This window comes from Emticicia sp. C21 (assembly GCF_003418935.1).
In the GTDB taxonomy this organism is placed as follows: Bacteria; Bacteroidota; Bacteroidia; order Cytophagales; family Spirosomataceae; genus Emticicia.
On the sequence record NZ_QVMT01000010.1, the window covers coordinates 92,721 to 114,956 of the forward strand.

The 22,236-nt window shown below is 34.5% G+C and carries 18 protein-coding genes and 1 other RNA gene; 7 read left to right on the top strand and 12 right to left on the bottom strand.

The genetic code is table 11. The features are described 5' to 3' along the window. The first annotated feature begins 46 nt into the window (after positions 1 to 46). The 3 genes from D0T08_RS20315 (at position 47) to trmB (ending at position 3,180) form a co-directional block, all read left to right on the top strand. Complete coding sequence (locus D0T08_RS20315) at positions 47 to 1,054, top strand: hypothetical protein (protein WP_116984519.1); 1,008 nt, start codon at positions 47 to 49, stop codon at positions 1,052 to 1,054. Positions 1,055 to 1,147: 93 nt separating this feature from the next. Continuing rightward, positions 1,148 to 2,467: a folylpolyglutamate synthase/dihydrofolate synthase family protein gene (locus tag D0T08_RS20320; RefSeq protein ID WP_116984520.1), complete on the top strand. Its 1,320-nt coding sequence runs from the start codon at positions 1,148 to 1,150 to the stop codon at positions 2,465 to 2,467. Between the two features lie 59 nt (positions 2,468 to 2,526). After that, positions 2,527 to 3,180: a tRNA (guanosine(46)-N7)-methyltransferase TrmB gene (trmB, locus tag D0T08_RS20325; protein ID WP_116984521.1), complete on the top strand. Its 654-nt coding sequence runs from the start codon at positions 2,527 to 2,529 to the stop codon at positions 3,178 to 3,180. 65 nt (positions 3,181 to 3,245) lie between these two features. On the opposite strand, the gene gap is transcribed toward trmB, so the two are convergent. Further along, positions 3,246 to 4,253, bottom strand: coding sequence for a type I glyceraldehyde-3-phosphate dehydrogenase (gene gap, locus D0T08_RS20330; protein WP_116984522.1), 1,008 nt, complete (start codon positions 4,251 to 4,253; stop codon positions 3,246 to 3,248). Between the two features lie 564 nt (positions 4,254 to 4,817). Here gap and D0T08_RS20335 point away from each other — a divergent pair. The 4 genes from D0T08_RS20335 to D0T08_RS20350 all read left to right on the top strand — a co-directional run bounded on the left by D0T08_RS20335 (position 4,818) and on the right by D0T08_RS20350 (position 10,763). After that, positions 4,818 to 5,627 (top strand): 2,3,4,5-tetrahydropyridine-2,6-dicarboxylate N-succinyltransferase, encoded by an 810-nt coding sequence (locus D0T08_RS20335; protein WP_116984523.1) that lies wholly within the window; start codon positions 4,818 to 4,820, stop codon positions 5,625 to 5,627. A gap of 1,245 nt (positions 5,628 to 6,872) precedes the next feature. Further along, positions 6,873 to 7,304, top strand: a complete 432-nt coding sequence (locus D0T08_RS20340; protein ID WP_116984524.1) for a helix-turn-helix transcriptional regulator — start codon at positions 6,873 to 6,875, stop codon at positions 7,302 to 7,304. 2,149 nt (positions 7,305 to 9,453) lie between these two features. Continuing rightward, positions 9,454 to 10,347, top strand: a complete 894-nt coding sequence (locus tag D0T08_RS20345; RefSeq protein ID WP_229239011.1) for a ParA family protein — start codon at positions 9,454 to 9,456, stop codon at positions 10,345 to 10,347. 86 nt (positions 10,348 to 10,433) lie between these two features. Next, positions 10,434 to 10,763, top strand: a complete 330-nt coding sequence (locus D0T08_RS20350) for a hypothetical protein (protein WP_116984525.1) — start codon at positions 10,434 to 10,436, stop codon at positions 10,761 to 10,763. A 394-nt stretch (positions 10,764 to 11,157) separates the two neighbouring features. Here D0T08_RS20350 and D0T08_RS20355 read toward each other — a convergent pair whose 3' ends face one another. From D0T08_RS20355 to D0T08_RS20405, 11 genes are all read right to left on the bottom strand, one after another. Further along, a complete protein-coding gene (locus tag D0T08_RS20355) occupies positions 11,158 to 12,267 on the bottom strand; it encodes a lipopolysaccharide assembly protein LapB (protein WP_116984526.1) in 1,110 nt (369 codons plus the stop codon). Between the two features lie 118 nt (positions 12,268 to 12,385). Continuing rightward, a complete protein-coding gene (gene gyrA / locus D0T08_RS20360) occupies positions 12,386 to 15,025 on the bottom strand; it encodes a DNA gyrase subunit A (RefSeq protein ID WP_116984527.1) in 2,640 nt (879 codons plus the stop codon). A gap of 425 nt (positions 15,026 to 15,450) precedes the next feature. Next, the gene (locus D0T08_RS20365) at positions 15,451 to 15,750 is read right to left on the bottom strand and encodes a YXWGXW repeat-containing protein (protein ID WP_116984639.1); all 300 of its coding nucleotides are present in this window, start codon (positions 15,748 to 15,750) and stop codon (positions 15,451 to 15,453) included. 124 nt (positions 15,751 to 15,874) lie between these two features. Next, positions 15,875 to 16,255, bottom strand: a complete 381-nt coding sequence (locus D0T08_RS20370) for a hypothetical protein (protein WP_116984528.1) — start codon at positions 16,253 to 16,255, stop codon at positions 15,875 to 15,877. A gap of 24 nt (positions 16,256 to 16,279) precedes the next feature. Beyond that, on the bottom strand, positions 16,280 to 16,612 hold the full coding sequence (locus tag D0T08_RS20375) for a hypothetical protein (RefSeq protein ID WP_116984529.1): 333 nt from the start codon (positions 16,610 to 16,612) through the stop codon (positions 16,280 to 16,282). A gap of 267 nt (positions 16,613 to 16,879) precedes the next feature. Next, complete coding sequence (trmD, locus tag D0T08_RS20380; RefSeq protein ID WP_116984640.1) at positions 16,880 to 17,554, bottom strand: tRNA (guanosine(37)-N1)-methyltransferase TrmD; 675 nt, start codon at positions 17,552 to 17,554, stop codon at positions 16,880 to 16,882. A gap of 72 nt (positions 17,555 to 17,626) precedes the next feature. Further along, positions 17,627 to 18,205: a ribosome maturation factor RimM gene (gene rimM, locus D0T08_RS20385; RefSeq protein WP_116984530.1), complete on the bottom strand. Its 579-nt coding sequence runs from the start codon at positions 18,203 to 18,205 to the stop codon at positions 17,627 to 17,629. Positions 18,206 to 18,284: 79 nt separating this feature from the next. Beyond that, on the bottom strand, positions 18,285 to 18,842 hold the full coding sequence (locus D0T08_RS20390; RefSeq protein WP_116984531.1) for a 30S ribosomal protein S16: 558 nt from the start codon (positions 18,840 to 18,842) through the stop codon (positions 18,285 to 18,287). A gap of 154 nt (positions 18,843 to 18,996) precedes the next feature. Continuing rightward, positions 18,997 to 19,405: RNase P RNA component class A (gene rnpB / locus D0T08_RS20395), an RNA gene on the bottom strand. Positions 19,406 to 19,562: 157 nt separating this feature from the next. Continuing rightward, positions 19,563 to 20,969, bottom strand: coding sequence for a DUF4403 family protein (locus D0T08_RS20400; RefSeq protein WP_158561319.1), 1,407 nt, complete (start codon positions 20,967 to 20,969; stop codon positions 19,563 to 19,565). A 73-nt stretch (positions 20,970 to 21,042) separates the two neighbouring features. After that, on the bottom strand, positions 21,043 to 22,050 hold the full coding sequence (locus D0T08_RS20405) for a DUF2027 domain-containing protein (protein WP_116984533.1): 1,008 nt from the start codon (positions 22,048 to 22,050) through the stop codon (positions 21,043 to 21,045). Positions 22,051 to 22,236 lie beyond the last annotated feature (186 nt).

A 22,236-nucleotide genomic window follows, 5' to 3' on the forward strand; every position in this document is an offset into this window, starting at 1 on the left:
ACAGGTTTTTTTATAAGCTATTGTTCAACAATAATTATCATGATAAATGCAAACCGCAACTCTTACCGAAGACGATAAAAAGAACCAACCTTTGGCTTTAGTCATTAGCTTGGTTATTTACGGCTCTTTCTTGACAATCCTGTTCTTTCTTAAATTAATGTATACGCCTCTTGAAGAACCAGAGGGTGTAGAATTAAATTATGGGATAGATTTAGTAGGTTCTGGAGACATTCAAACCACTAATAAAGCCAATCCTTCTCCGAATAATTACGATGTAAAACCGGCAGCTAAAGAAGAGGAAGCTAAACCTGCAAAGGTTAAGCCTTTGGTGACAACGCCGCCTGTGCCTGAAAAAGCAGTTAAGGTGAAAGTGAAAGAGGCTCCAGCTAAGCCTGTAATTACATCAAATGATGAAAGTCCGGTTACAGAGAAAGAAAATGATAAGCCCGTAAAGAAGGTTGAAACAAAACCAGTTGTGAAACCCTCTCCGGTAGAAACCAAAACAAAGACAGAAACGCCGAAACCTGAACCTCCTAAACCGGAACCACCGAAAAGAACAGTAGATGATGGTTCACTTTTCAAGAAAGGCACAAAAGGTTCTAACGGAGCAAATGGCGCTAACTCTAATTCAAACGGAACTATTGGTACAAGAGATGGCATTGGAGGAAATAACAACGGTGATGGTAAGAAAGGTGAAGTGGGCGATAAAGGAGATCCTAGAGGAACGCTTGATGGAAAGAGCCTCTACGGTAACCCTGGTAAAGGAGGTGGCTCAGGCGCCTCAATAGGCGGACTAAGCGGCTGGAATAAAAAGAAATTATCATTACCGAACGATGGCTCTAGTGAGACCGGAAAAATAGTATTTAAAGTAACGGTAGACGATTCTGGTGATGTTGTGGGTATTAGCGTAGTAGAATCAACAGTAAGCCCAGCAGTGCAGAATTTCTATAAGAACTATATTCAACAAAAATTAAGTTCGGTGTTAACTCCAGCCGGAACACCGCCACCAAGAGCCAGCGGAACTATTACAATCAATATTCAATCGGGCAACTAATAAAAGAAACTCCGAACAAGATATTTAGGAATCTTTGTTAATTTTGCATCAAACAATGAAGGTGATTAGTTTAATCACCTTTTTTTATTGCGAATGAATTACGAAGAGACAATCGATTATTTATATGCCATGCTTCCGGTTTTTCATAGGGAGGGTGCAAAGGCATTTAAACCAGGTTTAAGAAATACACTTACTCTATGCGAACAACTAGGAAATCCACAGACGAAATTTAAAAGTATTCATATAGCAGGCACTAACGGGAAAGGCAGTACCTCGCATTATATAACCTCAATACTGCAAAGTGCAGGATATAAAACAGGACTTTATACTTCTCCGCATCTAAAAGATTATACTGAAAGATTCAGAATAAATGGTAAATCAATTGAAAAAGCGAAGGTTGTAGCATTTGTGGAAGAACATAAAGAACTTATTGAAAAGCTAAAACCATCGTTTTTTGAATTAAGCGTGGCATTGGCTTTTGATTTCTTTGCCAAAGAGAATGTAGATGTAGCCGTAATTGAAGTTGGGCTGGGAGGTAGGCTTGATTCCACAAATATTATTCAGCCTGATTTATCAATTATTACGAATATAGGCTTTGACCATATGGATGTTCTGGGAAACACGCTACCCAAAATAGCCTTTGAAAAAGCAGGTATAATAAAGCCTAATACACCTGTTGTAATATCTGAATGGCATGAAGAGACGAGTCAGGTATTTATTGATAAGGCCAATGAGGAAAATGCACCCATCTTTTTTGCTAAGGATAATTACTCGTTAAAGGAAAATACCGAAACAGAATCAGAAAGTTTAAGTCTGGTTGTTGATGTATATGATAAGAATGGTAAAAGGGTTTTCGATGAAGTAAAGTCTCAACTAATAGGGAAATACCAGTTAAAGAACCTGACAGGTATTTTTCAATCAATAGAGATCCTTAGAAGTTTGGGATACGAAATTTCAAATGAAGCCATCAGGAAAGGAATTGCAGAAGTAGTTTCATTGACGGGATTAAAAGGTCGGTGGCAGGTATTAAACCAACACCCTTTAACTATCTGTGATACCGGCCACAATGAACATGGGTTGAAAATTGTTCTAGATCAGATTGATAGACTTTATGTAAATGGATTGGTCAAAGGACATAAACATTTTATTCTCGGATTCGTAAAAGATAAAAATGTAGAGGAAATTTTGAAGTTGTTTCCAAAAGATGCCAATTATTACTTTTGTCAGGCAAATTCACCGCGTGCAATGGCTGCTGAGAATCTGATAAAAATTGCTGAGTCGATACATATATCAGGATATTCAATTCTCAATGTGAATGATGCATTGAAAAAAGTGAGAGAAATTGCCCAAAAAGATGATTTTATTTATATAGGTGGAAGTACTTTTGTTGTAGCAGAACTAGATGAGTTGTAGAATAATACTTTTTGATTTTTTAATACTTTTAATAATTACAATAAAATTTAAATAGGAGAGTGGCAAGGCAAAAATTACCCCGATTTATACATAATTCTCAGGCAGATAATGTAATTGAGAGAGGAAAAGAATTATATACAACCGTTAAAGGCCAATGGAGAGACAAGTTCTTTAAGAATAATAACCCGATTGTTTTGGAATTAGCCTGTGGAAAAGGTGAATATACAGTAGGATTGGCTAAGAAATTTCCTGAGAAAAACTTCATTGGTATTGATATTAAAGGAGATAGAATCGCTCGGGGAAGTAAAAGGGCCATTGAGGCAAACTTAACAAACGTGGCATTTTTAAGAACTCCTATAGGTTTTTTAGAAGAGTTTTTTGAAGAAAATGAGGTTGATGAAATCTGGCTCATTCACCCGGATCCTCAACCAAGAGACAAAGAAGAAAAGAAGCGTCTGACTAATATCAATTACCTGAATCTCTATAGAAAAATACTCAAACCGCATGGCGATTTCTTTTTTAAAACAGATAATAGTGGCTTGTTCGAATATTCTCTGGGTACTTTTGTAGAGGCGGGTTATAAAATTTTAAGACAAACGACCGATTTATATAGTTCTGCTTTACTTCCTGAGCATCATGATATAGTAACTCATTATGAAAAATTATTTGTTGAGAAAGGATTCAAAATAAATTATCTGGCCGCAAAGCCTTAAATTAAAAAGGCCTATTTTAAGATTTTTTAATCCTAAAATAGGCCTTTAAACTTTTATTGCAAATACTAGATAAGTGTAGCGAAATACTTCACAGTTCTTACTAATTGGCTTACATAACTCATCTCGTTATCATACCAGCTAACAGTTTTAACTAATTGTTTGTCACCAACTGTAACAACTTTAGTTTGAGTAGCATCAAACAAGCTACCGAAGTTAATACCAATGATATCGCTGCTTACAATTTCATCTTCAGTATAACCAAAGCTTTCATTGCTTGCTGCTTTCATTGCTGCATTTACTTCCTGAACTGTCACAGTTTTATCCAAAACCGTAGTTAATTCTGTTAAACTACCAGTAATAGTTGGTACACGTTGAGCACCACCGTCTAGTTTCCCTTTTAATTCAGGTAAAACAAGACCGATCGCTTTTGCTGCACCTGTGCTATTAGGAACGATATTCGCAGCGGCAGCTCTTGCTCTACGTAAATCACCTTTAGCATGTGGCGCATCTAATGTATTCTGGTCGTTTGTATAAGCGTGAACTGTAGTCATGCTTCCTAAAATAATACCAAAATTATCATTAAGAGTTTTGGCCATTGGCGCTAAGCAGTTGGTAGTACAGCTTGCGCAGCTAATGATAGTTTCGCTGCCATCAAGTATCTGATGATTTACATTAAATACGATGGTTTTCAAATCGCCTGTTGCAGGGGCACTGATAATAACTCTTTTTGCTCCGGCAGTTAAATGCGCAGCAGCTTTATCTTTATCTGTAAAGAATCCGGTACATTCTAAAACTACATCAACTTCATGAGTTCCCCATGCAATTTCAGCCGGATTTTTCTGAGCATAAATTTTGATTTCTTCTCCGTTAACAAGAATGCTATTATCAGTAGATTTTACATCTGCATCAAATCTACCTTGAGCACTGTCATATTTTAGTAAATGAGCTAGAACCGATGGACTTGTTAAATCATTAATTGCAACGACATCAATTCCATCCATATTATAAATTTGACGATAGGCTAGTCTTCCAATACGTCCAAATCCGTTAATAGCTACTTTTATTTTTGACATTTTAAAATAATTTGGTTTAAGTGGTACGATTACGCAAGTTAAGAAGATTTTTTAGATTAATAAGTAATAAGCTAAAGGAATGTAGATTAATTAAATACTAATTGCAATATACTAATATTTTTAGCAATACTAACTAAAAATACTGATATTAATTAGTAAATTATACTAAAAATATTAGTTATTCATAACTATATTTATACTAACTATTGGTCGGGTAGGGGGTTAGTATTAGTATTCTATTAAACTTGTCGTTGTTCTTTAATAATTATCTTTATTTTTATCTATTTATATGTCTAAATTAAGCATGCTGGACGGCTTTATAAAGCTTTTACTGGATAAGATTGCATTTTCATACTGTTGAGTCGTAGTATAGCATTTCAAGGGAGTGAGATAGTAATAATGGGAGTTTTTCTGGCTGTGATTTCTCAATATATTGTCTTACCTTTGTTTGCAAGCCAGAAACAATAATCCTATATTAACTTAAAATAAACTTAAAATTAAAGCATAAATCACTATCTATAAGTATTTTACAGTATATTTATTAATATTTTAATTAATCATAAAATGTCGTTAAAAACAACCATTGAAGCCGCGTGGGAAGATCGCTCATTAATCAATGACCCAACTACTAAAACTGCAATTGAAGAAATAATCAATCAATTAAATGAGGGAATTATCCGTGTCTCTAATCCAAATGAGGATGGAACCTGGACTACTAATGATTGGGTGAAGAAAGCCATCATATTGTATTTCCCTTTACAACAAATGAGTGTACAGGAAGTAGGTATTTTTGAATACCACGATAAAATGAAATTGAAAACGGGATATGACAAGATTGGTGTACGGGTAGTTCCTCCCGCGGTGGCCCGATATGGCTCTTACTTAGCTAAGGGAGTTATATTAATGCCTTCTTATGTAAATATAGGAGCTTATGTAGATTCAGGAACAATGGTAGATACATGGGCTACAGTAGGTAGCTGCGCGCAAATAGGCAAAGATGTGCATCTGAGCGGTGGTGTAGGCATTGGAGGCGTTTTAGAGCCTGCTCAGGCCTCTCCGGTTATCATTGAAGACGGAGCATTCATTGGCTCACGCTGTATCGTTGTAGAGGGCGCCAGAATCGGCAAAAGGGCCGTTCTGGGGGCAGGTGTAACCATTACCAGCAGCTCTAAAATAATCGATGTCAATACCGGTCAGGAATACATTGGTTACGTACCTGATAACTCTGTTGTTATCCCTGGCATGTTGAATAAAAAGTATCCTGCAGGAGAATTTGGTGTACCTTGTGCGCTTATTATTGGCCAACGTAAAGCAAGTACAGATCTTAAAACCTCCCTTAATGAGGCACTAAGAGAAAATAATGTCTCTGTATAATCCTGGAGTGTTATCTCTAAGAAATTAATTTTAAATCAATAGAAATAAAATTAAATTTCAGGCAGTAGTAATCTAAGAATTGCTACTGCTTTTTGTTTTATATAATCTGCCTGTAAATTAAAACCCTTGATACTCTTCTAAAAGCAATCAATTCTTCAAGTAAATTTTTTTCCTTTATCCATTTATTCTACTCTTATGATTAAATCTTATTTAAATTAATTATAATCTCTCTGCTCTAACCATATCTTATTAATTCCATTTTATTTTAATCTTTTTGTGTACAGGTAATCCTGACATTAAATAATTAAAAATTTGTTAATGCGTTTTTTATTGTCAACAGCTGATACAATAAAATTATTTAATTATTATTCCTTACATCAAAATCTGCCAATATTCTGACACAATAAATTTGACATTAAAAATATTTATCCTGTATAGATTAAATAAAATATACTGTCATGTTGTCTTAGTTTCCTTATTGATAAAGCTTATATGGATGAGTTACTTATTTATTGAAAGAAAGGGGAGTAGCTTATATAGTGATTTGAATAATTATTAGCTCCTAGTCCGGATTTGCTTTTAGCTCTTTTTCTATTATTTTTTATTCTCTGTTGGCTAAAACGCTATTTAAATAAAAAGAGCTATCCAGTTTTTAATAACTAAATAGCTCTTTTGGCGGACTAAAATAAAAAAAGCCCTATCTAAAAAAAGAAAGGACTTTCTGACGATTGAATCCCAAATTGTCGGCATTTCTACCTACAAATTAAACCTTTACTTAAATTTATCTTTAATGAATTATCTTAGAAAGCACGTAAGCATGACACAAATTTAGTTTACAACCCTTAATAAACAAGCTCCTTTTGTAAATATTATTCTTTTTTTTCTTGACATTATTAAATATAGGTTGAATTTATCCTAATTAGCTTTTTTCTCATATGTGTGATTAATATTTACTCCTGAGAAATTTCATTTAGAACGCTCCAGCCTATATACAGTTTATTCTATTCTTGTGGCTATTAACTGATAAAGCTTATAATGCGCTGAAAATAAGGCTATTAACATTTGTATTTTAATTGTAAACATCCGCTATTTACATTTACCAGAATATATTTACAAAAGTATTTGGTTTTCATTTCTAAATAATTTATATTTGTAATGTGATGTTTATAATTGTTAATTAACATTTAGAATTAGTGTTTACTTTTGTTTACATCGATTATTTACAAATATAATTGTAAACTGTTTATGAAATTAAATGAAAAAATTCGTCGATTTATTAATGACAAAGATTTAACCTCAACCAAGTTCGCTGATGAGATTGGAGTGCCTCGCCCGAGCATTTCTCATATATTATCAGACAGAAATAAGCCTAGTTTGGAGATTGTACAGAAAATTTACAAAAGATACCCAGAATTAGGCTTCGATTGGTTTTTGGAAGACGAAGAAAATGAAGCGCAATTAACTACTCAATTACCTAGTAATCAAGTAGTTACACAACAGAAAAGACCTATTTTTACTTCGCGAGAATCAAGCGAAAGAAAAATCACGGAAAATAGTACACCACAGCCAAACCTCAATAGCACTATTTTACCAAATTTTGGTCATGGCAACGTTGCTCGTATCATTGTTGTGTATACAGATGGGAATACCCAGGTTTTTGAGTCAAGCAATGCCTGACAATTTGTCATAGTTATTTTAAGGATTAGATTCTTTCCATTAGCTTATATTTTAATGTCATCAGGATTCGACTCAATTTTATTCAGATGGCATTAAAAATTTTGAAAGTTGAGCCTCTTTACTTTTTAGAATTAAATTTTACAAACTAAAAATGAAGACAATAATTAAATTAGCTTACAATAATTGAAATAGAAATTAAGTGTCCTAAGTTATCTCCGAGAGTTTAAAATGGTAATAAAAGTATCTAAATAGATATTTCTCGATGATAACTCTGAATTTGTGAATGCTCATATGACGACTAATACAACCAGGGAATTGAGCATGAATAAATCAATACCTTATTTTTCTCTATTTGCTTACTTAGTCAACTTCATTAAGATGGGCATTAATTAGGTCGGAACTTTTAATAGACCTAATTACCTCCGGAGAATCTAGGTTTATGGCTTGAAGAAAATCCGGCTAGCTATCAAAGATGCAAATAAAGTTAATGAAGACAAGGCATAGCTTAAGACAGTAACTGAAGTAAATGTTAGGCGTTCATAGAAATAGTTTTCTTACTGATTATTCCGGTATCTGAATGGTTTAATACAGTTCTATTATAAATGTATGTAGCCCTCCATTGAGACCATTTAAAAGGGGACATTCATTGCTGGAATTATGACTTTACTAATGGTGGTTAAAAGCTGTAATAGCAAGCAGAAATTGAAACTTTAGAACCAGCCAAATTTGTAGAAAGGCTCAATACTTTCAATAGAACCGTTTAGTAAAAAGTGTTAAAAAATTAAAGACTATAGGTTTTAAGAAATCACATATCTGTGTTGTGGAGTAAATATAAATCTAATGTGGAAAGAAAGCTTGGTGAGTAATGTTTAGCTTTAGAAATTTATCAAAGACTTTGACATTTCATTTAATCATTGGTTTGGATTTGGTATGCAGAGTTAAGAGTAGGTCTTAATAATTTGAAGCCAGAGTTTGTTTCGGGTGAATATAAAGACAGTTAGTATTAATATCATCTCTATCATATACATCAAGTATTAGGCTTACTAACTTGATTAATATTCATTAGAAGAATCTAGTGGTCTTAGTGCTTTAAAAATTGGTTAGCGCGAATTAGCATAAATTGTATATAGGCAAATTTGTACCAAAGAGATAGAATGATATTTTCAATTTACGTTAACTTGTTTGAATCGAAAATCTAACTCTTTCAACTCAGGATAATTTAAATGGTTTTTGTCAATACTTAAAATATGCAGCAGAGTAGTAGGGGGTATTTTTAAATTTATTGGTCGTTTAAAATAAAACGCAAACCATTCTGACAATTTTTATCTCAGTATAAATTTCAAAATTTGCAGTTTTAAAAATACCAACACAGAAAATTGGCGACCAGTATTCTTAAAGTTTTACAAATTATTGAAAGACTTAATCAACTATAATTCATTTTCTATTTGATTTTTATCTTCCCGGCTTTTAATAAATTGAATCATTTTTCAGATTCATAAATCTTTGAATTTTCACCTTCAAAAATTAGCCTATAAACTACAACTAGCTTTACTTGAAAGACCCTCAAAATGAAGCCATTTTTAAGCCATCAAACGTTATCTCTAAGAGCATTTTGATGCATAAGTAGGGTAGTTGCTCATTTCATCACCTAAAGCTCCTAAAAAAGGCCTTTTTACGAATCCACAATTATAACTATACTGCAAATACATACTGATAATAACTAAAAAAACTATATCAATTATAATATTCGTAAATATATTTCTTATGTTTATTATAATACTATTGAATATAATCATAAATTATAATACGTATGTTTATTACAATTTGAATTATTAAGTTAATAATTATTATTTAAAATATACTTATAATACTTTTATATATAATTGATTATTTATTAAGTAATGTTCATTATTATCTAAATATACATTTATTATATACTTTACATTTTAAATAAATTGTTCTTAATAAATAAACTATTCTTATATATCTATTTATACTTTATTATACATTAGTACTTTTATTATAGATTTTACATTTTAAATTATCAGTAATTAAAATACTTACTATAAAATCTTTATAAAAGGTGCTTTTTTTATGAATGATAATTATTTATATATACTATATGATTCATAAATTTCAGTATTATTATATGATTATATACTATAAAACATTCTATACTTATCGTAAAATTATTATTTTCAATAAAACTTATATTTTTAATATTGTTACTACAGATGATTTGTTCTATATTGCTGCACAATATTATCCTTATATCGATATGATTATTAGTGTAGTAAACAACAAAGGGGGAGTGGGTAAAACTACATCTACCCAAAATCTTGGTGCTGCCTTTAAGAAGTTTGCCAATGCCCAGGTGCTCTTTATTGACCTTGATGGCCAGGCAAGTCTTACCAGGTGTTTTGGTGTACAGGAATCTCAGGTTGCAAAGAACCATGTAGGGAATTACCTGAGTGGTGAACTGCCATTTGATTCTATTGTAATCAATACACCTATAGGGGATTTATTGCCCAGTGCCGCTGAACTGAACACGAAGGAAGATGTGATAAAAGCATCTCCGGTATTTCCCTTTAATCTAAAACTACTATTAGATAAAGTGAAAAAGAATTATGATTACATTATGATTGATTGTCCGCCGACTCTTTCAGGAATGACCCGAGTTGCGCTTATTGCATGTGATATTTATCTGGTACCGCTCCAGGCGGAATATTTAAGCTATGAAGGTCTCAGAAACTTCCTGAATTATTCTTCAGAGCTACAACTCATTAGTCCGCAAACAAGACTCGGTGGTGTATTTGCTACACGCTATAATCCGAGAATCAACAAAAAACTTAGCAACGATATTATAGAAGCTACCAAACAACAATTGGGAAGTTCATTTTTTACTACAACTATCCGGGACAATATTGCTATATCTGAAGCTCAGGCTAATGGAAAGGATATTTTTTCTTATTCCCCAGAAAGTAATGGTGCGATGGATTATTATCAATTAACTAAAGAGATTCTCAGTAGTATTAATAACTAATGTGGCCGCATGATTACGGACGATTACATTATATATGATATATATAAGCCCTGATAATTGGCTGTATCAAATTAAATTCTAAAAAAATGGCAAAAAATAAAAATTTCACCTTTGAAAGTTTAGTTCCTACAAAGAGTTCTGAACAGACAACTCCGGCTACAGCTAATCAACCGGCAGCTATAGTTGCTTTACAAGATAATGGACCATCAACGAAAGTAACATTTGATTGTCCGAACGATTTAGTTGAAACTATGAAAGATTACGGCTACTGGGAAGGTATGTCTCAAAAAGATATTATTATTGAAGCCCTGGGCGTATTCTTTGAAGATAAGAAAATAAAAGAAAGGCCTGAGAAAGTAAAAATGCGTAAAAAAGTTGGCCGTAAACCAAAAGCTTTAAAAGCATTTCTCAATTAAAATAAATCAAATTCATAATTATCCATATAGGAGATAGAAAGAATTCAACATGTTATCAACAAATGTTCCACGTGGATTCTTTCATTTTCCACACCTTTCCCTTTCTATGAGGGTTAAATTATATGTTACATAATTTATATTATGTTAAATAGAAATTATGTAACTACCCTATGAGTAAGTTAATTATTTGTATTTGTTAAGTTTTGGGTATATTATTTACCTCTCAAATAATATACATTAATATAAATATTTAAAGGTCAGGCTTAAAATTTACAGGCATTATACTGAAATTTATAAGATAAAAGAAAGATTAACTTATTACTGTACTCCGTAAAAAAGCCCTCAGAATTGCTTCCAAGGGCTTTTTTATAATTTATTTCTGTCTATCGAATTCTTATTTGCGTTTTGCGCATTGTTCAAGTACTGAAGTTAAGCTGGTCATGCTAGTTGTCAACTCTTCCTCCTGAGGTTTTCCTTCTTTTTCTCTTGCGGCCTTACAAATATCGAAGTATGGTTTTGCTTCAGCAAATTTAGCACAAGCCTTATCTTCTACAGCCTTACCATTCTTTTGATATTCTTTCATATCCATTTTATCTACTTCTTTTTTAATTTCAACTGCCTGGTTAAAATAATATACACCTAAGTTGAAGTTACAGTCGTAATTATTCGGATCAATCGCCAATACTTTTTTATACCATACTAAAGCTTCTTCTTTCTTACCCCCATTATCATAAAGAATGGCTAGGTTAAGTAGATTATTTACATTGTTTGGGTCAGCATCTATCAATTTTTTCAACTCTGCAATTGCCTCATCAGAATTACCGCTTGATAATTGAATATTCACTAATGAACCTTTCAAATCTTTATCATTAGGATTCGCTGAGATACCCTTTTTTAAAACCTCTACTGCTTTAGTATTATTTTTCTCGGCTTTGTATATCTCAGATAAGCTATAGAATACAGCCGGGTCTTTACCTCCCTGATCAATGAACTTTGCGAAATAAACTTTAGCCGCTTCGTTATCTTTTGCTTGTTGACCTACAATACCTGAGTATAGCGCTGCTGTGGTATCTTTAGGACTTACTTCAGAAGCTAATCTGAATAATCTAAGGGCATTTGGGAAATTTTTAGCGTTATAGAATCCTGCGCCTTGTTGCATTAATGCTGAATAAATTTTCTGGCTGGTTAGAGCTGCTTCAATCTCTTTAGCACCTTTTCCCCCAGCCTCAACTTCAAGTGCTTTTTTATAAGTATTATATGCTTTTTCAGATGCCATTGAGTCTTTACCGCAATTAATCGCCATATCCTCATAAGCAGCAGCCAGTTTAACCCAGGTTGAAGACTTTGCACCTTTTTTAGCATCCTGACTTGCTTTTTCGCCTTTTGTTATTTCATCAGCCGCTGACTTACATTGTGCATCACGAAGCTGATTATCAAGTCCTGCTTGTGCAAATACGCCTGCCGTAACCATTGATAAGACAGACACAAAAATGGTTTTTTTCATATTTTGAGTTGATTTTTTAAAATACTTAAACGTTTAGGGTTAGACAATATTATTTCCCGAAAAATATATATTTTCGGGAAATTAACAAAGTATTAACATAAAAACTCGACATACTCCCCTACTCCACTGTCGATTCCGCTTCGGTTGATGCACCTGTACTCTCTCCTCCCTCACCGGCTTCCTCCTCTTCTTCATCGCGGATAATACGTGTAACTGAAGCAATATCATCTGTTTCGTTCAAGCGGATAAGTCTTACACCTTGTGTATTACGGCCCATTACTCTTAAATCAGCTATCTTGATACGAATGGCGATACCATTTTTGGTGATAATCATTAAATCATCATCATCAGTTACTTCCTTAATCGCTACCAAAGTACCTGTTTTATCGGTAATATTTAAAGTTTTAACTCCTTTAGCACCTCTTGAAGTAATACGGTAATCATCTATATCTGAACGTTTTCCATAGCCTTTTTCTGATACCACTAATAATTGCGTATCGGCTCTTGAAACACAAACCATTCCGATAACTTTGTCGTCCTCTTCGAGACTGATACCTCTTACGCCTGTGGCTGTGCGTCCCATTGGGCGTGTACCAGATTCGTGGAAACGAACAACTTTACCGTTTTTGGCGGCTATTACTATATTATTATCTCCGTTGGTAAGCGCTACGTCTAAGAGATTATCTCCTTCATTAATATTAATAGCAATAATACCTCCCTGACGTGGACGAGAATAGGCTTCCAGAAGTGTTTTCTTAACTGTACCGTCTTCTGTGCACATAACTATATAATTATTATTGATATAGTCTTCGTCAGTAAGTGTAGTTACGTTCAGAACGGCCTGAATTTTATCATCAGACTCAATATTAATCAGGTTTTGAATAGCTCTTCCTTTGGCAGTTTTCGACCCCTCCGGTATTTCAAATACCCTTAACCAGAACAATTTACCTTTCTTCGTGAAGAATAATAAATAATTATGATTAGTTGCCGCAAACAAATGCTCGGTGTAGTCTTCGTCTTTGGTTTTAACACCTCTTGAACCTGTACCCCCTCTACCTTGTGTTCTATATTCCTGTAGGGCTGTACGTTTGATATAGCCCTGATGCGAAATAGTAACCAGCATTTCATCATCCGGAATCATATCTTCTATACTGAATTCACCTGCCGCCATTTCAATTTTAGAACGTCTTTCATCACCGTAGCGAGATTTTAACTCTGCTAATTCTTCTTTGATGATGGTACGTTTTCTTTCTTCAGAAGCTAAAATGGCGCGTAAGTCTTCAATCAGATTTTTGATTTCTTCAAACTCAGCATTTATCTTATCTCTTTCTAATCCTACTAAACGTTGCAAACGCATATCCAAGATAGCTTTTGCCTGTATTTCGCTAAGGATATTTCCGCTTTCTGTATCTGCATTGAAAGTATCAACAATTTGCAAACGTATCAGACCTTCAGACAGGAATTTTTGCTTCTGCTCAGCAGTCATAAAATCACCTTGCATTAAACCATTTCTGGCTTCATCGGCATCTCTTGACCTGCGGATGAGTGTAATAACTGCATCGATATAATCTAGTGCAATTAAAAGACCTATTAAGATATGTGCTCTTTTCTCAGCTTCTTTTAAATCAAACTGTGTTCGTCTGGTAATAATCTCCAGACGATGCTCTACATAGTAGCGAATCATATCTTTCAGATTCAATGTAACCGGGCGCCCTTTTACAAGAGCCACGTTATTGATACTGAAAGATGATTGAAGCTGCGTGTATTTATAGAGATTGTTCAATACAACATTTGGTACGGCATCTTTACGTAGATCATATACGATACGCATACCCTCTCTGTCCGACTCATCCCTGATGTCTGAAATTCCTTCAATTTTCTTTTCATTAATCAACTGAGCAGTTTTCTCAATCATCATAGCCTTATTAACCATATAAGGAATCTCAGTCACTACAATCTGGTCTTTACCGGTCTTTGAGACTTCAAAATTAGCCACAGAGCGTAGCACAATACGTCCACGTCCTGTTTCAAAAGCAGATTTTACACCACTGTATCCATATATAATCGCTCCTGTCGGGAAGTCAGGAGCTTTGATATAATGCATTAATTCTTCAACCGTAATATCATTATTATCAATATAAGAAGTGATGCCATCAACTACTTCTGATAAATTATGAGGGGCCATATTAGTAGCCATACCTACTGCAATACCTGCCGACCCGTTTAATAGTAAATTAGGGATTTTACCAGGCATCACTGATGGTTCCTCAAGGGAATCATCGAAGTTAGGCTGAAAATCAACAGTTTCTTTATTGATATCGGCTAACAGTTCTTCTGCTATTCGTTTTAAACGTGCCTCGGTATAACGCATCGCTGCAGGTGAATCACCATCAACTGAACCGAAGTTACCCTGCCCGTCTACCAACGTATAACGCAAAGACCAATCCTGCGCCATACGAACCATCGTATCATATACTGATGAATCTCCATGAGGGTGATATTTACCAAGCACCTCTCCTACTATACGTGCTGATTTTTTATAAGGGCGATTGTGATATACGCCAAGTTCTGCCATACCGTACAATACACGGCGGTGAACGGGTTTCAGACCATCTCTAACATCTGGCAAAGCACGTGAAATGATAACAGACATTGAATAATCAATGTATGCTCCACGCATTTCGTCTTCGATGTTGATTGGGATAATTGTGCCGTTGTTGGAAGATTCTGGGATTAGATTTTCTGTTTCCTCAGCCATTAGCCTTTAAATTTACTTTTTTTAGAAGGATAAATATAACTATTTAACTAAATCGTTGTACTATTCTTAATAGTATTTATACAAATTTAATAAAATTATCCTTCAATAACAAAGGTTTTACGCATTAATATCGCAAAAGACAAAAAGCATAATACTACTTATATAAATTATACAAATGTACCATATTATACTTTTTATAATATAGAACGTTATATTTATAATAATATGTATGAATCAATAAAGCCAATTAAACAATCAATATAATTATTTTAAGACAAGTCAACCCATTTATCGGAATGAGACTAAAAATTATAGGATAAAAGAAAGATTAGCTTAATAATATTTATTCTATAAAAATGACCTAATATAGAAAAGGCTTAGAAGCGATAGATGCTTCTAAGCCTTTTCTATATTGTTATCTAATCTTATCTTCTCCAGTGCCCTTTTCTATACATATATCCTCTTGGGGTTTGAACATATCTACTTGGCACCCATACTTTTCTATATCGTGGAGCTGGCCTATAATAACCATTTCTCCAGGTATATACTCCTCCTCTGGCTACATAATGTCCGGGAATCCAGACATAAGATGGAGAGGGTGGAGTTGGCATGGTTTCAACTACGGCTGCCGGTGGTGGAGTAGTTACAATCTCACCTGAGCAGCTAGCCAATCCTATTGGGAGTACTAACACTCCCAATAGAAATAGTTTATTCAATGTTTTCATGGCTTTATTAATTTAAAAACCCAGTAGCTTTATCAGTAGCTTGGTTTCCTATCGTTTACAAATCTTTAAGCTTATTATAAAGGACTTGCATTTATTGTCAATCTCACATACTCACATGGCTGAGTTAATCCACTCTTGACTGGTCTTCATCTTCAGAATCATCCTGTACTAAATCGGTATTTACTTCATCTGAATGATTATCTCCACCCAAACTATAGTAGTTATTCTCTTCGTCTTCCAGACCCATGTCTTCTCCTTCGTCATCAAATTCTGAACCGGGAACATCCAGATCATCTCCTGTTCCCTGATGATCATAATCGCTTTCGTTCCACTCGTTACGGGTTTTATCGTTGGGCTCCTTGAGTTTATCTATATTTTCAGGATCAATATTATCTTCCTTAACCCCTCTGCTATAAATATCTTCAGACGCCGGATATAAAGGGTAACCCGGGAATTCCGTTTCAGTTCCTTCTTTTTTTCCCTTAGGATCTTGATCAGTTTTCATAACTCCTCCTTCTCTTAAAAACTATTATAATAAAAGGATTAAAAGCAAAATCACAATCAAGGCACCAGCAGAAATATATACCCCGCCGCCGATCTGAGCTGCTTGCGCTTTTAATGCTCTTACTTCTTTACGTAATGCTCTTTTTTCTTTGGCAGTCATTTCTGACTTGTCCATTGCTTTAATTTCTTCTAATCTTGACAAAATGATTTTGCCCTCCTCTGAGGCCATCAATTTTTCTGTCTTTGACATTTTAGCTGGGTTTTCTGTTGTAGCAGATGGATTAGCAGCACTTGCATTGATACTAATAAATAAAGTTAAAACTAGTGCTACAAGCGAAGAACAAACATTCTTTTTCATGGCTTTAATAATTTAAGTTATTATGGAATTAATTAGTTGCTAAATACATTAGAGTTAATTTTCTTATGTTATTAACTGTTTGTATTTGGTATACAATGCAAAAAAAAATAAGCCATAGCCATAAACCCGATTATTGGCAATTCTTGAAATAATTATTGTAGAATAAATTACCCAACAAAATGAATGAGGCCACTTAAAAGTAAATTAAGTGGGAATGGTATGAATGATCGATACTTTTAAAAGCTTTTATTTGCGCTCATCAAGAAATTACTTTAATAAATCAGGACGTCTTTCTTGTGTGCGTTTGATAGATTGTTCCAAACGCCAATCGTTGATTTTCTTTTCGTGTCCTGATAAGAGAACATCAGGCACTTTTATTCCTTCAAATTGTGCCGGTCTTGTATAAACCGGTGGGGCCAATAGATTATCCTGAAAAGAATCAGTTAAAGCCGAGGTTTCGTCATTCAGAACTCCGGGAATTAGCCTGATAATGGCGTCTGAAATAACTGCTGCAGGTAATTCCCCTCCAGACAATACGTAATCTCCTATTGAAATTTCTTTCGTAATAAAGACTTGTCTAACTCGCTCGTCTATACCTTTATAATGGCCGCAAAGAATAATCAGATTTTTAGTCATCGACAATCGGTTGGCAGTCTTCTGATCAAAGACATCACCATCGGGGGTCATATAAATAATTTCTTCATAAGTTCTGAATGATTGTAAATGGCGGATACACCTGGCAATGGGTTCGATTCCCAATACCATCCCGGCACCACCGCCAAATGCATAATCATCTACCTGACGATGTTTGTTTTCAGAATAATCTCTCAAGTCATGAATAACAACCTCTGCAAGACCTGCGTCTTTCGCCCGTTTCAAAATAGAATGGTCGAAATAGCTATCTAACAAACGAGGAACGCATGAGATAATGTCAATGCGAATCCCGCCATCGCTACTATCGATGTTATTACTTAATTGATTTGTATTTTCTTTATTCTGAGTTTCCATATCTACTTACTGGTGTTCTCCTGTATCATCAGCATCGTCAGGGGATTGCGATGTATTATCTTCCAAATATATTTCTAACAATCCTTCTGGAAGATTGGTATAAAGCTCTTTTTTCTCTCTATCTACAGTCTTTACAATATCATCATCAATTGGAATCAATACTTCTTTGCCTTCATATTGCATGGCTATCAGGTCTTGCCTGTCTGATGTATAAACAGCCAGTACCTTTCCTAGTTTGCCTTTTATCTCATCTACCACATCATAATCAATAATTTCGTGATAATAGAATTGATCGTCATCCTCTAACTCAGGTAAACTATCTTCTGGCAGGTAAATATCACAATTTACCAGTTTGCTAGCTGCTTCAATTGTATCAATATCCTCAAACTTAATAATAGATTTATTAGGTCTGATCTGGATTTCTTCCACAAAATGTGGTACCAGTTCTCCTTTTATTTCTAATAAAACAGAGTCTAGTTCTTCATACTCCTCAGGATAGTCAACATCCAACCAGATAGCTAACTCTCCTTTAAGACCATGCGTCTTGGTTATTTTTCCTAATAAATAGCAATCCTCTTTGGTCATGTCTTTATTGAGTTTAATATAAAAATCCCCGCTTTTGGGCGAGGATTCTCTATCATTTCATTTAGAATATCTATCTAAATTATGCTTCTGTTGATTCTTCAGTAGTTTCAGCTGCTGGATTTTCTTCCGTTGCTTCTTCCGATGCTGTAGCTTCTTCTGCTTTAGCTGCAGCTTCAGCATCTGCTATCGCTTTTTGTTTAGCAGCTTCCATATCCGCACGTTTTTTACGTTCCGCTTCTAAGGCCGCTTGTTTCACAGCATCTTTACCTTGTGTCAATTTAGCTATTCTTGACTCACGTTTTTCTTGTTTGTCTTTCGACCATGATTCGAAACGTGCATCAGCAACTTCTTGCGTGATAGCGCCTTTATCAACACCTACTTGTAAATGTTTTTTGAACATTATACCTTTTACAGACAAGATTTTGCGGGTAGTATCTGTTGGTTCAGCACCAACCATTAACCAATACAAAGCTCTGTCGTCTTTCAATGTAATACCCGCTGGGGTAGATTGAGGATTATACTGACCCAATTTCTCAATAAACTTACCATCACGTGGTGAGCGAGCGTCAGCTACCACGATATCGTATAATGGTGCTTTCTTACGTCCTCTTTTTGCTAATCTGATTTTAACTGCCATTTTATTTGTGTTTTTATGGGGAGCCCGTCCCCTTTCCGCATTTTTTGGGACTGCAAAAGTACAAAAAAACCTTATTAAATCAAAGTTTCATAAGGTTTTTTTGTAAATTACCCTTTCGGGATATATGTCTCTCTGTAAAAATATTATATAGTAAAGAAGAAGTAAGCCTATAAGCCGAATTCTGTCTTCAATAATTACCACAAGGATACCTATTAAAGTCTTATCATTTATCTGGAATAGTAGTTGCCTATTATTTCTATCAACCTACCCTCCGACTCAGACGAGCAGCCTTTTAAACAACCTTTCGATTGCTATTCGTCGGTTTATTTGGTCTTTCAGTTCATGAGGTTTACCATGCCTCGTTTGTCACCAAACAAGCGGTAGGCTCTTACTCTACCTTTTCACCCTTACCCGAAGGCGGTATATTTTCTGTGGCACTGGCTGTAGATAATCAATCGCTTGGTTATCCCCTACCCGTTAGGTAGCATGATGCTCTGTACTGTTCGGACTTTCCTCAACTTCATAGGGTTGCCCCTCAAAGCAGCGATAAGACGACTTACTTTTTCTTTCTACAAAGGTAATTGATACTTATTTATGGAGCAATATTTTTGATTCTTGACTCCGCTTAATCATAAATTCATCAGGAAAATATGACTAAGTGGTATCATATTAAAATTTCGCCAAATAACCTTTATTTAATTTTTATGCGAAATAATCTAATTATAAACCCTCAACTTTTAATTCTACTTTTCCTTTTGCCAAAACTACCGCTACAATACTTGTCGGAGTCAGATAAACTTTATCAGGTATAACGCTCTCAATTTTTCCGCTTAGCTTCACTCCTTTTCTGTATTCGCTATTCATGGCCGCTTCAACATTTTGTTTGGCATAGCCTAATAGTTCGTCAACGGGCAATCCATATTCGTCTTCAATCATCTTTACCATTCTTCCCTCCAATACCCAGGCTGCTGCTTTGGCCAATATATTTTTTGTCTTTATATCAAATTGTGTATTGCTTAATACGATACTTTTTCTAGCTGGATTATATACCGGAATTCCTTTGATATAAATTGTTCCTTTCAGATTTCCTTTCACATCGGCCTTAATTACCAGGTATTCATCACTTCCATAAATATCCAAATCTGTGATTTCTATTTTGTATTTACCCTCTTTGAAATCGTAAGATTTACCGATGAACATTTTTTTTGCTACAGTTGCTGCTTCTACGAATGGTACATCACTCATTAAGCCAACCTGAAAGTCATTCGGGATAGTTGGGACTAATTTTAGATTAGGTACACTACTTACCGAAAAAGGTCCAAAAGGTTTTTCGCCTGTAATAGTTTCTGTATAAGCCTTGATACCCAATACTGACTTCACGCTTCTTCCGGCTGTTGCTAATGGAGTCATGAAAATTTCCAAGGGCGTGATTCTTACCCAGGTTCTATATTCTTCTGAAACGACATAAGGTTGTAAGGCTGCATTCCATGCCTGAACTACGTAAGGTTTGATGCTCATATTTTTCGATACAGCATCATCAATAGACTTGGCGAATTTTGAGTGATTGTTATTAATTATTTTCCCTACAATGAAATCAAGAGGCACATCGAAGCCTATGTTTACTTTAGGCTTTGTAATCCAGTCATACCCATTAGGCGTAGTAAATGTTTGTACAGCCCAATCGGGTCTAATGGTAAATCTGGTAGAGAATTTCAAATTCATTTCAAATTCAAGCGGAATATATTTCATCAAACCAAAAGCGCCAATGCCTTGTTCAGCCCAAATCTTCAACGGCACTGTAAAATCAAACACATCGTTTGTCGCTGCTGTGATTATAATATTTGACTTCTTCCAGACCTTACATTTGAAATTATCATTATTCCCATCTGTATAACTATTATCCTCATAAATAAGACCTGCGATAGAAGCATTGATTTGTCGCTCAATGTCATTCATCGAAATATCAAATGGGATACTGATATTTGAAAAGACTTTTTGCACTTTAACTGTATCTTGTAAGTATTTTTCTTCAGGAGCTTCTGGGTTAGCTTTTTGGGCACTAACTTCTAAAAGTGGATAAAGAACTACGATTATAATCAAACAAACAGAAATTGTGAACTTTTTCATTATGATTGTTAATTGAAAATCATGTGCAAAACGCACAAAGCAGAAAAAAATTATCGTTTTAGATATTAAACAATTACTTAATCTTAATTCTGGTAGCACCGTATCCGAACTTCTCTTTCTGTGCATCTTCAAACCAGGCTACATTTTTATGACCAGATAGTCTCTTTTGTATTTCTTGTCTTAGTACACCATTACCTACACCATGAATAAATGTTATTTCATCCAGCCCACTGGCTATTGCTTGCTCGAATTTATTCAGAAAAGTATTGATTTGTAGTTCAAGCATTTCTGCATTACCCATCAGGCGATGGTTTTTTGTTAACTCTTCAATGTGCAGATCCACTAATTGGGTTGGTTTCTCATAGCTTTTTGGCAAAACTTCTGTTTGCTTTTTTTCCATCATGCCTTCTTTGAGCTTCTCTACATCAATTACGAGTTTTTTCTCTTGTTCTTTTGGTTTCGCGGTAACCTGCTCAACCTCATCTGAATCCAGTTGATATAAATAAGCTTCTTTATCTAATAAGGGGGCTTTTTTCTTATGATCAGCCCAGGTATTTGTACGGACCCTCATCTTTTTTGAGAGCGAGGCTCGTTCATCAAAAGGTCCTTCAGTATGGTAAAGTGCCTGAAAAGAAAAATTTCCCCATTCTTCAATATCCTTGAGATCTAAATCCAGATTTGATTTTTGTGCGCTTTTCCCTCTTAATACTCCGCCCAAGAGTCCGACGTGAATTCTGCCATTATTCAAAGTCAATGAAAAAGGCAAATGCCAGTCAGAGTTATTAACAAGATATATGGCTACGCTCTTATCATTGATTGGTAAGAACGCCAGGAAGATTCCTTTGTCAGCTTTAATAGCAGACTTGGCTTCTTTCTGTTTAGCTATCTCTGTATTTGAGGTAGTCTGTGTAGGTTTAAAGAATTGTTTCTCATTTGTTGAAACAACTGCTAACTCTCTTCTTAATACAGGCAGTTTGAACCCTGCTTCTATCTCTACCTCAACTACGTTATCTTTTAAAAATCGTGTAATAATTCCTTCTTCTTTCGAATGTATGAGTCTTACCTTATCTCCAATATTCATGTTTTATTATTCATTAAGTAAAATAGTATCTATCCGTCCTAAACGGATAATTCCTATAACAGTACAAAGGCTAAATTAATTTCATTGAGCCCTATAAACGCTTAATTCTTGCCTAAGAAAAATACTATTTCTGTCAATTACGGTTTCTATTAAATATGCAAAAAATATCAGGAAAAACTGCCTGAT